The sequence below is a fragment of the Buttiauxella warmboldiae genome, from assembly GCF_003818135.1.
Taxonomy (GTDB): Bacteria; Pseudomonadota; Gammaproteobacteria; order Enterobacterales; family Enterobacteriaceae; genus Buttiauxella; species Buttiauxella warmboldiae.
In genome coordinates, this window is the sequence record NZ_RPOH01000009.1 from 37,874 (window position 1) to 51,522 (window position 13,649).

At 51.0% G+C, this 13,649-nt stretch carries 12 protein-coding genes; 1 reads left to right on the forward strand and 11 read right to left on the reverse strand.

The window, feature by feature from the left end:
* Positions 1 to 23: 23 nt before the first annotated feature.
* The 11 genes from tolB to mngA form a co-directional block, all read right to left on the reverse strand.
* Positions 24 to 1,316, reverse strand: a complete 1,293-nt coding sequence (tolB, locus tag EHN07_RS02635; RefSeq protein WP_124022657.1) for a Tol-Pal system beta propeller repeat protein TolB — start codon at positions 1,314 to 1,316, stop codon at positions 24 to 26.
* Between the two features lie 130 nt (positions 1,317 to 1,446).
* Positions 1,447 to 2,628 carry a cell envelope integrity protein TolA gene (tolA, locus tag EHN07_RS02640; protein WP_124022658.1) on the reverse strand — a complete coding sequence of 394 codons (1,182 nt, stop codon included), beginning with the start codon at positions 2,626 to 2,628 and terminating at the stop codon, positions 1,447 to 1,449.
* Positions 2,629 to 2,662: 34 nt separating this feature from the next.
* Complete coding sequence (tolR, locus tag EHN07_RS02645; protein WP_124022659.1) at positions 2,663 to 3,088, reverse strand: colicin uptake protein TolR; 426 nt, start codon at positions 3,086 to 3,088, stop codon at positions 2,663 to 2,665.
* 10 nt (positions 3,089 to 3,098) lie between these two features.
* Complete coding sequence (gene tolQ, locus EHN07_RS02650; RefSeq protein ID WP_124022660.1) at positions 3,099 to 3,785, reverse strand: Tol-Pal system protein TolQ; 687 nt, start codon at positions 3,783 to 3,785, stop codon at positions 3,099 to 3,101.
* A complete protein-coding gene (gene ybgC, locus EHN07_RS02655; protein WP_124022661.1) occupies positions 3,782 to 4,186 on the reverse strand; it encodes a tol-pal system-associated acyl-CoA thioesterase in 405 nt (134 codons plus the stop codon). Before ybgC ends, tolQ begins: the two co-directional genes overlap by 4 nt.
* Positions 4,187 to 4,333: 147 nt before the next feature.
* A complete protein-coding gene (gene ybgE, locus EHN07_RS02660; protein ID WP_124022662.1) occupies positions 4,334 to 4,627 on the reverse strand; it encodes a cyd operon protein YbgE in 294 nt (97 codons plus the stop codon).
* Positions 4,627 to 4,740 (reverse strand): cytochrome bd-I oxidase subunit CydX, encoded by a 114-nt coding sequence (gene cydX, locus EHN07_RS02665; protein WP_124022663.1) that lies wholly within the window; start codon positions 4,738 to 4,740, stop codon positions 4,627 to 4,629. The genes ybgE and cydX overlap by 1 nt, the downstream gene beginning before the upstream one ends.
* Before the next feature lie 14 nt (positions 4,741 to 4,754).
* Complete coding sequence (gene cydB, locus EHN07_RS02670; protein WP_124022664.1) at positions 4,755 to 5,894, reverse strand: cytochrome d ubiquinol oxidase subunit II; 1,140 nt, start codon at positions 5,892 to 5,894, stop codon at positions 4,755 to 4,757.
* A 15-nt stretch (positions 5,895 to 5,909) separates the two neighbouring features.
* Complete coding sequence (cydA, locus tag EHN07_RS02675; protein ID WP_124022665.1) at positions 5,910 to 7,478, reverse strand: cytochrome ubiquinol oxidase subunit I; 1,569 nt, start codon at positions 7,476 to 7,478, stop codon at positions 5,910 to 5,912.
* A gap of 632 nt (positions 7,479 to 8,110) precedes the next feature.
* A complete protein-coding gene (mngB, locus tag EHN07_RS02680; protein ID WP_124022666.1) occupies positions 8,111 to 10,753 on the reverse strand; it encodes a mannosylglycerate hydrolase in 2,643 nt (880 codons plus the stop codon).
* Positions 10,754 to 10,779: 26 nt separating this feature from the next.
* Positions 10,780 to 12,699 (reverse strand): PTS 2-O-a-mannosyl-D-glycerate transporter subunit IIABC, encoded by a 1,920-nt coding sequence (gene mngA / locus EHN07_RS02685; RefSeq protein WP_124022719.1) that lies wholly within the window; start codon positions 12,697 to 12,699, stop codon positions 10,780 to 10,782.
* 185 nt (positions 12,700 to 12,884) lie between these two features.
* On the opposite strand from mngA, the gene EHN07_RS02690 reads away from it, so the two are divergent.
* A complete protein-coding gene (locus tag EHN07_RS02690; RefSeq protein ID WP_124022667.1) occupies positions 12,885 to 13,601 on the forward strand; it encodes a GntR family transcriptional regulator in 717 nt (238 codons plus the stop codon).
* Positions 13,602 to 13,649 lie beyond the last annotated feature (48 nt).

The window sequence follows — 13,649 nt, forward strand, 5'->3', positions numbered from 1 at the left end:
CTTTGATCCTTTAGATTTTATTATCACAGATACGGCGACCAGGCAGGGAATTTAACCTGACCATCGGTTGCCGGAAGACGCGCTTTGAAACGCCCATCTGTTGAGACCAGATTCAGCACAGATCCCATCCCCTGAGAAGAGCTGTAGATTACCATCGTGCCGTTAGGTGCCAGACTTGGCGTTTCATCCAGGAACGTTGACGATAAAGTTTGTACGCCACCCGCTACCAGATCCTGTTTGGCGATATGCTGTTGCCCACCGTTGGAGCTCACCATCACCATAAACTTGCCGTCGGTACTCACATCCGCATCCTGGTTCTGAGAACCTTCCCAGGAGATACGTTGCGGAGCGCCGCCATTGACATTCACTTTATAAATCTGTGGACGACCGGCCTGATCGGAAGTGTAAGCCAGGTTCTGGCTATCCGGGAACCAGGTAGGTTCAGTATTGTTGCTACGACCATCAGTCACCTGACGAATCTGACCCGAGCCAATGTCCATCACATACAGGTTCAGGCTACCGGTTTTCGACAATGCGAAGGCCAGCTTGCTGCCGTCTGGAGAGAAGGTCGGCGCACCGTTATGACGTGGGAAAGAAGCAACCTGACGCACCGCGCCATTCGCCAGCGTCTGGATAACCAGCGCTGAACGACCGCTTTCAAACGTCACATAAGCCACTTTGCTACCGTCTGGAGACCAGGCCGGTGACATCAACGGCTGCGGAGAACGGTGAACCACAAACTGGTTGTAGCCATCATAATCGGACACGCGCAGCTCATACGGGAACTGGCCGCCGTTGGTCTGCACCACGTAGGCGATACGAGTACGGAACGCGCCTTTGATACCTGTCAGCTTTTCAAACACTTCGTCGCTGGCGGTATGACCGGCATAGCGCAGCCACTGTTTGTTCACTTTGTAGGAATTTTGCGCCAGCACAGTACCTGGGGCGCCAGAAGTATCCACCAGTTGGTAAGCCACGGTATAGCTGCCGTCACCATTTGGTGTGACCTGGCCTACAACAACGGCATCAATACCCAATGCGGTCCACGCGGCCGGCTGCACTTCCTGAGCGGAGCCAGGCTGCTGCGGTAAACGCGAACGATCCAATGGATTGAATTTGCCACTGTTCCGTAAATCAGCGGCAACGATGCCACCAATATCTTCCGGTGCTGCACCCGGGCCTGCCCATTTGAACGGCGCCACACCAATCGGACGTGCTGAATCCACCCCTTGGGTGATTTCAATACGAACTTCTGCGTGCAGCACGGCTGCCCACAGCATCAAGAAACTTAATGCAACTCGAAATGCCTGCTTCATCATATCTCCCTTATCTGGACCCAAAGCCCACGATAATTTAGCAGAATGTTAACAAACTCAAATACACAAAACTACCAAAACCCTGTGACTCAGCCTGGTTAGTTTTCCCCACTTTCGCGAGGAAATTTCACTATGGCTTAAAGTCGATAGGCGCGTTTTTGAAAACTTCATAAACGTCCTGGCTTGGCGGCTTCGGAATCTTCGCCAGACGCGCTGCCGCGATGGCAGCCTGACACAGAGCCGGGTCGCCACCTTCTGATTTGATATCAAGCAGTAAACCGTCAGGAGCCAGTTTTATGCGCAATGTGCAGGTCTTGCCACTAAAGGCAGGGTCCTGATAAAACTTACTTTCAATTGCGGCTTTTATCTGACCTGCGTAACCACTGATTTCGGCACCAGAAGCGCCATTATTTTTATTATTCCCTTTCCCTGCCGCAGCTGCGCTATTACCTTTCGCCCCTGCGCCAGTTTTCGGTGCATTCTTACCGTCGCTCAGGTCGCCAAACAGATCGTCAACGCCCTGGGCTGCGGCTTTATCAGCTGCCGCTTTTTCTGCAGCAGCCTTTTTCTTCGCATCCGCAGCCGCTTTTTTATCAGCGGCTGCTTTTGCCGCAGCAGCCTTATCGGCAGCCGCTTTTTCAGAGGCTGCTTTTTCTGCGGCTACAGCTTGCGCAGCGGCTTTTTTCTCTGCCTCTGCAGCCTTTTTGGCCGCTTCAGCCGCAGCTTTCTTCTCAGCTTCCTGCTGCGCTTTTTTAGCCGCTACGGCAGCTTCTTCCACAGCTTTTTTCTGTGCGTCAGCCGCCGCTTTCTTCGCAGCTTCTTCCGCAGCCTTCGCCTGCGCATCAGCTTGTGCTTTAGCCTCCGCTTTGGCTTTCGCCGCTGCCGCTTCGGCCTGCTTCTGCTGCTCTTGCGCTTCTTTAGCCGCTTGCTGCGCCTGTTTTTGCTGTTCTGCCTGCTGCTTCACTTGTTCCTGCGCTTCCAGGCGTTCTTTCTCCAGCTGTTTCAGGCGCTGTTGTTCAGCCGCCTGTTTTTCCTGAAGCTCTTCCGCCTGTTGTTGCGCTTGTTTCTCGCGAAGCTCAGCCGCACGTTTACTGCTCGCCTGCTGTTGTTGCTGGCGATTGTACTGCTGCACAACCGCACCTGGGTCGACCATGACCGCGTCAATAGCCGAACCCCCACCGCCACCAGCACTGGCGTCGATGTGCTCGTCAAACGAACTCCAAATCAGGACTGCAATCAAAATGATATGCAGGATCACTGAGACGATTATCGCACGCTTGAGCTTATCGTTTTCTATGGTTGCCTTTGACACTATCGGTTCCCAAATATAGCTATCACGAGGTAGATCAGATTGGCTGCGTCATCAGACCGACGGATTTCACACCTGCGCTATGCAGCAGGTTAAGTGCTTTGATAATCTCCTCATAAGGAACATCTTTAGCACCACCGATCAAAAAGACCGTTTTCGGATTTGCCTGCAAACGACGCTGCGCTTCCGCAACAACTTGTTCAGACGGCAACTGCTCCAGACGGTCCTTCTCAACCACCACGCTGTATTGCCCTACCCCGGACACTTCAATAATGACCGGCGGTTCATCGTTATTGCTTACGGTTTGCGAATCGGTCGCATCCGGCAAATCAACCTCAACGCTCTGCGTGATGATCGGCGCGGTTGCCATAAAAATAAGCAACAGCACCAACAGCACGTCCAGTAGAGGAACGATGTTAATTTCTGATTTTAATTCCCGACGACCACGTCCACGTCTGGCCATGACTTACCCCTTACTGCTTATCGCTGCTGGTAAAAGCCTGACGGTGCAGGATAGCCGTGAACTCTTCCATGAAGTTGTCGTAATTCAATTCCAGTTTGTTCACACGTTGGTTGAGGCGGTTATACGCCATAACCGCAGGAATTGCAGCGAACAGACCGATTGCCGTGGCAATCAGTGCTTCTGCGATACCCGGTGCCACCATCTGCAATGTCGCTTGTTTTACCGCACCGAGTGCAATAAAAGCGTGCATGATCCCCCAAACTGTACCAAACAGACCAATATATGGGCTGATGGAACCGACCGTTCCGAGGAATGGAATATGGGTTTCCAGGGTTTCCAGCTCCCGGCTCATGGAAATACGCATGGCGCGGGAAGCCCCTTCCACTACCGCCTCAGGCGCATGCGTGTTCGCACGATGCAGACGGGCAAACTCTTTGAAGCCCGAATAGAAAATCTGTTCAGAGCCGGAAAGACTGTCACGGCGGCCCTGGCTTTCCTGATAGAGACGGGACAATTCAATGCCCGACCAGAACTTATCTTCAAACGCTTCTGCTTCACGAGTGGCAGCATTGAGGATTCGCGTTCGCTGAATAATGATTGCCCATGATGCAATGGAAAAACCAATCAAAATCAACATGATAAATTTGACCAGAAGGCTTGCCTTCAGGAACAAATCAAGGATATTCATGTCAGTCACTGCTTGAACTCCGCGACAATAGACTTGGGAAGCGCACGAGGCTTCATTAGGTGTGGATCAACACAGACGATCAGAACCTCAGCTTCGTTGAGAACCTGATTATCGGCATTGACGATTCGCTGTGTAAATACCATAGAGGTACCACGCATCGATGTAATTTCACTTTGGATTTCGAGTAAATCGTCGAGTCTGGCCGGCGCCAGATAATCCACCGTCATTCTGCGAACAACAAAGGCGACGCGCTGTGCCAACAAATTTTGCTGACTGAAGTTGTGATGGCGCAACATCTCTGTGCGTGCTCTTTCATAAAAAGCAACATAACTGGCGTGGTATACCACACCACCGGCGTCAGTATCTTCATAGTAGACACGAACCGGCCATCGAAACAGCGTTGTACTCACAGGACATCCCGGTAATGCAATTAAACGTTGCTACTATACGCAAGAGGATGGGGGTTGGGAATGGGTTGCATTAAACGTTAGGTAAATATTTATGGGCTTGTTAAAGCCCATAAAATCTGTGTAAAAAACTTCGCGGTTAAAGAAGCATCAGAAGAAAAAAATAGCCAGTCCTGCCAGCAGGACTAATAGCGCAGGCAACGGACTAAAAACGCCCTGCCACAGCACTTTACGTGGACGAAAGCCCACGCCGTGTATCACACCGGTACACACAGCCCACATCAACAAAAAACCATGCCATATTGCCAGCTCACTGGTTTTTGCCGCAAAGCGGGACGGGTCCCAAAAGATACACCCGGCAAGTATTAGTGCCATGATCAAGGAAAGAGCCCTTAAAGGGCTCTTATCCATTACCGCATACAGCTTTGCGATAATTGCTTCCATTAAATATCTTCTTTACCGGCTTTGGCAGCTTCTACGTGCTCAAGTGCCAGGGCGGTAATGATGCCAAATGCACAGGCAAGAAGCGTCCCCAGAATCCATGCAAAGTACCACATAATCAGCTCCTTACTTAGTACAGAGAGTGGGTGTTGCTTTCAATGTGTTCTTTAGTGATTCGACCGAACATCTTCCAGTAACACCAGGTGGTGTAGATAAGAATAATCGGTACGAACACCGCAGCTACATAGGTCATCACGTTCAGCGTCAGCTGGCTGGATGTCGCATCCCACATGGTCAGGCTCGCGTTCAGCATGGTGCTGGAAGGCATCACGAACGGGAACAGCGCCACACCGGCAGTCAGAATCACACAGGCCAGCGTCAGTGAGGAGAAGACAAATGCCATGGCCCCTTTTTCCAGACGTGACATCAGCACCGTCAGCAGCGGCAGCACCACACCCAGCGCCGGGATAAGCCACAGAATTGGCATCGCGTTGAAGTTCACCATCCAGGCGCCTGCCTGACGAGCCACTTCTTTGGTCAGCGGGTTAGAAGCTGCATGGTGATTCAATTCTGAAGTCACAACGTAGCCATCGATACCGTAAATCACCCAAACGCCAGCCAGCGCGAAGCACACCATCATCACCAGCGCTGCAATTTGTGCCGCAGCTTTGGCGCGCAGATGCAGTTCACCCACCGTACGCATTTGCAGGTAAGTTGCCCCCTGAGCGAGGATCATAGAAACGCTCACGATACCCGCCAACAGGCCAAACGGATTGAGCAACTGGAAGAAGTTACCGGTGTAGTACAGACGCAGATACTCATCAACGTGGAACGGTACACCCTGCAGCAGGTTGCCAAACGCCACACCAATAACCAACGGCGGCACAAAGCTGCCGATGAAAATGCCCCAGTCCCACATGTTACGCCAGCGCATGTCTTCAATCTTCGAACGGTAGTCGAAACCTACCGGACGGAAGAACAAGGAAGCCAGCACCAGGATCATCGCCACATAGAAGCCGGAGAACGCAGCGGCATAAACCATCGGCCAGGCAGCAAACAACGCGCCGCCCGCCGTGATAAGCCATACCTGGTTACCATCCCAGTGCGGGGCGATGGAGTTCACCATAATGCGGCGTTCAACGTCAGACTTGCCAATGATGCGTGACAGCATGCCCACGCCCATATCAAAGCCATCGGTAACGGCAAAACCAATCAGCAGAATGCCAACCAGCAGCCACCAGATAAAACGCAATACTTCATAATCGATCATTTGACGACTCCTGTCTTAGCGTGCCGGCTGAGAGGTCACATTGGACTGCTCAAAGTGATAGCGACCTGTTTTCAGACTGCTCGGCCCAAGGCGAGCAAATTTGAACATCAGGAACAGTTCCGCCACCATAAACAGCGTGTAAAGGCCGCAAATCAGCACCATGGAGAAGATCAGATCGCCCACGGTCAGCGAGGAGTTAGCCACCGCAGTTGGCAATACCTCGCCAACGGCCCATGGCTGACGACCGTATTCGGCAACAAACCAGCCGGATTCAATCGCAATCCACGGCAGCGGGATACCATAGAGCGCCGCACGCAACAGCCATTTTTTCGAGCCGATGGCATTACGCGTCACGGTCCAGAACGAAACCGCAATGATAAACAGCATCAGGAAGCCACAGCCCACCATGATACGGAAAGCAAAGTACAGCGGAGCTACGCGTGGAATAGAATCTTTGGTTGCTTGCTGAATTTGCGCTTCCGTAGCGTCAGCGACGTTCGGGGTATAGCGTTTAAGCAACAAACCGTAACCCAGGTCTTTCTTGATGGCGTTAAAGTCATCGCGAACCGCCTGGTCGTTAGAACCTGCGCGTAGCTGTTCCAGCAGGCTGTAGGCCTTCATCCCGTTACGAATACGTTCTTCATGCTGCACCATCAGATCTTTCAGACCGATAACGGGCGTATCTACCGAACGGGTAGCAATGATGCCCAGCGCATACGGAATTTGAATCGCAAAATGATTCTCTTGCTTGTCCTGATCCGGGATACCAAACAGCGTAAACGAGGCCGGAGCCGGTTGGGTTTCCCACTCGGCTTCAATGGCGGCCAGCTTGGTTTTCTGCACGTCACCCATTTCGTAGCCGGACTCATCGCCCAGCACGATAACAGACAGGATTGCCGCCATACCAAAGCTCGCTGCGATGGCGAATGAACGTTTGGCAAATGCGACGTCACGGCCTTTAAGCAGATAGTAAGAGCTCACACCGAGGATAAACATCGCGCCACACACATAGCCAGAAGCCACTGTGTGAACGAATTTCACCTGCGCAACCGGGTTCAGCACCAGCTCGGAGAAGCTGACCATCTCCATACGCATGGTTTCGAAGTTAAAGTCGGAAGCAATCGGGTTCTGCATCCAGCCGTTCGCCACCAGAATCCACAGCGCGGAAAGGTTGGAGCCAAGCGCCACCAGCCAGGTTACCGCCATGTGTTGGACTTTGCCGAGGCGATCCCAACCGAAGAAGAACAGACCCACGAAGGTGGATTCAAGGAAGAATGCCATCAGGCCTTCAATGGCCAGAGGGGCACCAAAAATATCACCCACGTAGTGCGAGTAATAAGACCAGTTTGTGCCGAACTGGAACTCCATAGTTAAACCGGTGGCCACGCCCAAAGCAAAGTTGATACCAAACAACTTGCCCCAGAACTTGGTCATATCTTTATAAATTTGCTTACCTGACAGCACGTACACCGTTTCCATAATAGCCAACAGGAACGCCATACCGAGCGTTAGTGGCACAAACAGAAAGTGGTACATCGCGGTCAAGGCAAACTGTAAGCGCGACAGTTCGACAATATCAAACATCTTGACTCCTTGCTCTTCGCATGAAGACTCCGACCATGGTTCACCCACGGGTAAACCACAACGCATGCCTTAATACAAAAACATTCGCTTCCAGACTTCATCCCTTCGTCATTTCATTTACATGTAACGAAGAAAGGTGAAAGGTTACAAACACGTTAAAAAAACCAAAAAATAATCCGCAAATATATTACCCTGCAATTTCCCCACAATAAACAGGTAATTGCTTAGAGATATTTACGTTTCTCGACAGTGATCAATTTATAGCGAAAATACCGCTTTACCGCCATCTTGATCTGCAACAATTTACGCAATTAAGCACACTGCTTGCTAATTTTAAATATTGATCTAGCGCAATTTATTCGCTTGCTGTTAATTTAGTTTATCGTTACGGATAAAAGTGAATGGATTGTTATCAATCATGACTCCAGGTAAAGATTGCGTTAATAAAAACATTACCTGGAGAAAAAACTATCTTCTGGCGATAAATAAAAAAATAAACGCCCGTCCAGTAGTGACCGCAGCTTTTAAATAAATCCTTATTTTTTGCATGGTAATTGACACTATATGCCTGACTAAAAAACAGAAGGGCCACGTTTTACGTGGCCCTGAAGTAGAGGATTAAAACAATAACGTTATTTTGAACGATCTATTGCCAGGTTAAAAGTGCGTGACTGGCAAGGTTTTAGCTGAGCAAACTGCCCTGTACTTGCTGAGGGCTGTAACAGCGATTGTTCATCCATTCCCGTCTCATGCCAGTCAACCACAGGCAGCGAACAAACCACGGCTCCTTCGCTGGACTGCTGCTCATCAGGGTTAAAGAGGCGAATAATTAATGCATCGCGGTCTTCCGCTTTTTTAAGCACGCTGAGCGCACATCCCGTTGCAGGCAGCGTAAGCAAACTAAATGTGCCCGGCGTTATAAAATCAGCTCTGTTCAGCTTCATCGCATCAAACGGAATTTTATTGTAACACTGAACCGGCGTTAGCCATGCGCGCGCATGTTGAGCAATATTCGCCGTAGTGGGTGAGCCGCTAAATGCCATCAGGCTAAAACGGCAGCTCAGCTTTCCGCGGAGCTGGGAATCAGGAGTAGGTAATTTGATGCCGGATGGGCGCCCCGGGCGTAACACCAGCTCTTCTTTGCCCAGAACCCCCACCGAACGGAATAGCGTCAACGCGAAGGTGTCTTTTTTCTCACCGATGATTTCAAACTCGCGCAGCCCTTCGGTAAACAGCGCCATGCCTTTCTTACCATCATGTAACGCGGCGTAGTTCAGTAGATTCCATACCGGGATCGGCGCTTCTTTCCAACCCTCTTCCTGCCAGTTTTCCATCGCCGTGTCATCAACCGGGCGTGTAATAGTGCCGAACTGGTTATCAGCCAAAACGGTTTTAGACGCGAACGGAGTAGGAATCAGCACGCGCACCCGGTGGTCGTCGGCCTGGTTGTCGAGTTGCATTTCGATATCAATGCGGCGGCTATGGTGGGCAAGCGTGATATGGCATGCTACGTCCAGATACCCGCCAGTCTGGCGCTCCGCGCGCTGTTGCAAATTTTCCGGTAATGCCATACGCAGTTTCAGCAAAGCCGTACTTTGCCAGGCTTCGCGTTTCACTTCACAAACATGCGCGCTGGCGGTCGAGTAAATCAGCCATTCGGCTTTGGCAGGTGAATAGTCATATTCATCGCCATCATCCGACCCATCTTCCAGTTGCAGAACCTGGTCGTAGGTCAGGCCGCTTTGCTTATCAGTGATATGCAGCGTGCCATTCTGGTTCAGCGCGATACGGTAGAAATTGTTTTCCAATAAAGCTTCTGTGCTTTCCGCTGCGCTGCGCTGAACCCCTGGTTTTTTCCCTTCCACATACAGCGTGCAATAACCCATCGCTGGCAGTACCTGGCTGAGCTGAATATCATATTCCATAAACGGATCGTAATTGCCGTAATGCACAATTTGCCTGTCGATCAGCCCCGGATCGATTTCACGTGCTTCACGAATGAAATATTCCACTTCATTGCCCTGCTCATCTTTAAGCGAAAACTGGCCGGCACGAATACGTATAGTGGTGTTGATGACCTCTTCACGCGGGTAAGGCATCATGTTGAAAAAGGTCAGCTTATCCGCGGTGGTAGAGGGCATATTGTCGACAATTTTGCGCATGTAGAATCGAATCAGGTTTTCCGCCATGTCGTCTGCCAGCACAAAACGGGTCATGATTTCCTGGTGAACCTTATCGCTACAGCAGCAGCCGATACTGTCGTGTGCATGATTTTTCAGGATCTCTTTCCACATTTTTTCCAGCAAGCCGTGGTGATATTCAAAGCCTAGCGACCACGCGATAGAGGCCAGCGGCTCGAGAATATTGACGATTTTGTTCTCAATCTGCGCGTGAGCAATTTTAATGTCCATGCGCGTCGAGCTGATGGTGCGGTGCACACGCATGTACTTGCCATCGACAAACTCGCCTTTTAGCGTGGCAAGTTTGTCGCGTAATGCTTCAATCTTCTCGAACACTTCTTCGTAGCGGCTCATGACAAACTCACGCTGCGGGTATATTTCACGCAGCTTGTCGATGACCGCAAAGATATTTTGCTGCAGCGGCATCTGGTCATGGCCGTTTGGCAGTAAGATTTCCTGCGTTGCGGAGGCCTTTTCCAGCACCTCAAAATAGCTGTCGAGGCGCTTACGTAAGCCCGCTTCGTCTGCTGGCAAATATTTACCAATCGCATAACCCAGCGGCAGCACCTGGGCTGTCACTTCGCTGCCATCGTTGCTTTGCCATAAAAATTCCGTTCGGTCAGTGCCGTGGCGTTCGGAACAACCCCGCCAGAACATTGCGCGCTTGATTCCAAAACCGTTAAAGATATGCGGCAATTGCGCAGACATTCCAAACGAGTCCGGCAGATAGCCGATTTTCATCGGCTCGCCAAACGCCAGGCAGTCGCGCATTCCGTACATCAGGTTACGAACGATGGATTCGCCAGAAACAATAGTGGTGTCGGTTTGCGTATACCACGGGCCGATAATCAGCTTGCCCGCTGCCACCAGCGCTTTTACTCGCGGCTTATTTTCCGGCTTAATCGCAAAGTAATCTTCCAGCACTGCGGTTTGCCCATCAAGCACATAATATTGATATTCAGCATCACACTCAAGGCGTGTCAGAATCTCCTCCATGTTATTAATCAACAGGATGCGTGATTCTTCAGTCGTGAAATACCATTCACGGTCCCAATGCATATGGGGAGTTATATGAACACGAGATACAGCTTTCATTCTTGTCTGCCTTAACGTCTGAGTGATTACGATAAAACGCTGTCAGGGGAGTATTTGCCCTGCTTAACCGCATGCCTACGCCACAAAATCAGCACCAGGGTTGAAATAGCGGTGCCAATCAACGCCGCCCCAAACCAGGCCGCCGCCGCCGTCATGCCGCTATGGTCGCCAGGATGCAGCAAGAACAGAGAGAAAATGCCTGCGCCCGGCGTTGATAACCCAATATTCATTGCCCCAACCATCGCACCAGTCACCACCGATCCCACCAGGAAAGAGCCAATCACACGGATCGGATCTTCAATCGCCATTGGGATCGCCCCTTCGGTGATCCCCGCAAGTCCGAGTAGCCAGGTCGATTTTCCCGTTTCAATTTCGAAGTCTTTAAACAAACGAGGCGCCATCAGCGTCGAAGCCGTTACGGTAAAAGCGGAAACCATTTTAACGGAAGCAAAAATGGCATAAGGCCCGTATACGCCGTTTGCCATCGCCCCCAGGCAAAATGCGTAGGAGGCTTTATTCACCGGTCCGCCGAGATCGAAGGAACACATAAAGCCGAGAATGGCGCCCAGCAGCAATGCATTGCTACCGGATAACCCATTAAGCCAGTGGGTTAATGAGGTATTGAGCCACGCAACAGGTTCGCCGACCACGAACAGCATCAGGCTGCCTGCGACCAGCGTACCAATCACCGGATAAAGATAGAACGTCAGGAAACCATTGAAGTTTGCACTCAGGCGGATGTGCTGTTTTACCCAGCGCATCAGGTAACCCGCAATTAATCCTCCGACCACGCCGCCCAGAAAACCCGAACCGATCATGTTGGCGGCAAGCCCTGCGGCGAACCCCGGGCCGAGAGCGGGTTTATCCGCCAGAGAATAAGCGGTATAGGCTGCAAGGACCGGCACCATCAATGTGCCCAGCATGCCTCCACCAAGTTTGCGGTACATCCACAGCCAGGAGTTTTCGAGATCAAACAAATGCTGCAGGCCGAAAATCTGCGCCAGCAAAACGGCTACGGCTAACACGGTACCGCCCGCGACAATCAACGGAACGGCGAAGGAAATCCCACTCAGCAGTGCCTGCTTTAATTCTGTTTTAACACTGGGTTTAGCCGCAGGCGCGTCCTGTTGCTGCACCCGCTCTTCCGTCAGAGGTTTCAGAGCCAGAGCCTGCTGCAAAATACGCTCGGCGTGTTTGATGGGTTCAGCAACCGGCGTAGTGATGGACGGGATGCCTTTGAATCTTTCGATTTCTTTAATCGCGACTTCTGCCGCAAAAATACAGGCGTGCGCCTGGTTAATCTGAGCGGCGGTCAAACGCCCTTCAACCCCGTTTGCCCCCTGCTTTTCAACGTAAACATTAATACCGAGTTTGCGTCCGGCTTTTTCCAGATACTCAGCGGCCATATAGGTATGCGCAATGCCAGCCGGACAGGCCGTTACGCAAACGATAGTAGGACGCGTGAGATCTTCCTGGGCGGCAACACTTTCCGGCTCGCGATTCAGCAGCGACATAAATTCGTCAACAGTTCTGGCCCGCATCACTTTTTCACGCACTTCATCATCCACCAGAGCCGTGGTTAGCGAAGTCAGGAGCTGCATATGCGTAGAGCCGGCTTCCCCTTCAGGGATTGCCAGCAAGAAAATCATCTGTACTGCCTCCGGCCCGTCGACCCCTTCCCAGTCAATCGGAGTGGTAAGCGTTGCGGCTGCGAATGCCGCTTCTTTTACGGCGTTGGTTTTGCCGTGTGGTACGGCCAGCCCTTCGCCCAGCGCGGTTGGTCCCTGTGCTTCACGAGCAAAAACCTCCGCCAGAAATTGTTCCAGATTATGTAATTTTCCAAGAGCCGCAAGTTGCTGCGCCATCGCGTTTATTGCTTCATCACGACTAACGAACGTCGTTTGTAGCGTTAGCAAATCAGGATGCGTTAAAGCCGTCAGGTTCATCATTCCCTCGTCAGGAGTCGGTGCTGGTTGCCGGAAGTTTACACAGTAAAACAATACCTTTATGTGATCAATTTCACCTTAATCCATATTTGTATTTAATTTGTATTAATACTTATCTGTTAACAGCGATGATGAATAGCGCTATTATCTGCCCATGATGACTAACGTTCTCAGAGGAGTGCGTGGTGGGGAAAAAACCAATGTATCGCCAGATAGCCGATGCTATCCGTCAACAGATTGAAAGCGGCGAGCTGAAACCGGGTGACGCACTACCGACCGAATCTACGCTTCAGGCTCAGTTTTCCGTAAGTCGGGTCACGGTTCGCCAGGCGCTAAAGCAGCTGACTGAACAGCAAATCATTGAGAGCATTCAAGGCAGCGGTTCTTACGTCAAAGAAGAAAAGGTTAACTACGATATTTATCAGCTCACCAGCTTGTATGAAAAACTGGCCGATCGTAACGTTGAAACCCATAGCGAAGTACAAGTGTTTGAAGTGACAAAAGCCGATGCGTTGTTGGCAGCCCGGCTGCAGCTCACCATTGATGACAAAGTCTGGCATGTAAAACGCGTGCGTTTTATCAAGCAAAAGCCGGTCACGCTGGAAGAAACCTGGATGCCGCTCACGCTATTTCCCGATCTCACCTGGGAAGTGATGGAAAACTCCAAATATCACTTTATTGAGAAGGTGAAAAAGATGGTTATCGACCGCAGCGAACAAGAAATCATCCCCGTGATGCCGTCAGAAGAGGTAGCGAAAGCGTTGGGAATCGACGCCAGTAAACCCATTCTGGAGAAGGTTTCCTGTGGCTATTTGAAGGATGGACGAGTGTTTGAATTTAGCCGCAATATCTTTAAAAGTGACGATTACAAATTTACGCTGGTGGCGCGGCGTAAGCATTAGCCATAAAAAAGGCCGCTCAAAAGAGCGGCCAACCATGTCGAACAATTA

Coding starts and splice junctions, on each gene's coding strand:
- cydA (WP_124022665.1), bottom strand. CDS start 7,478: ATGTTTGATATTGTCGAACTGTCGCGCTTACAGTTTGCCTTGACCGCG.
- tolR (WP_124022659.1), bottom strand. CDS start 3,088: ATGGCCAGACGTGGACGTGGTCGTCGGGAATTAAAATCAGAAATTAAC.
- mngB (WP_124022666.1), bottom strand. CDS start 10,753: ATGAAAGCTGTATCTCGTGTTCATATAACTCCCCATATGCATTGGGAC.
- cydX (WP_124022663.1), bottom strand. CDS start 4,740: ATGTGGTACTTTGCATGGATTCTGGGGACGCTTCTTGCCTGTGCATTT.
- cydB (WP_124022664.1), bottom strand. CDS start 5,894: ATGATCGATTATGAAGTATTGCGTTTTATCTGGTGGCTGCTGGTTGGC.
- ybgE (WP_124022662.1), bottom strand. CDS start 4,627: ATGGAAGCAATTATCGCAAAGCTGTATGCGGTAATGGATAAGAGCCCT.
- tolB (WP_124022657.1), bottom strand. CDS start 1,316: ATGAAGCAGGCATTTCGAGTTGCATTAAGTTTCTTGATGCTGTGGGCA.
- mngA (WP_124022719.1), bottom strand. CDS start 12,699: ATGAACCTGACGGCTTTAACGCATCCTGATTTGCTAACGCTACAAACG.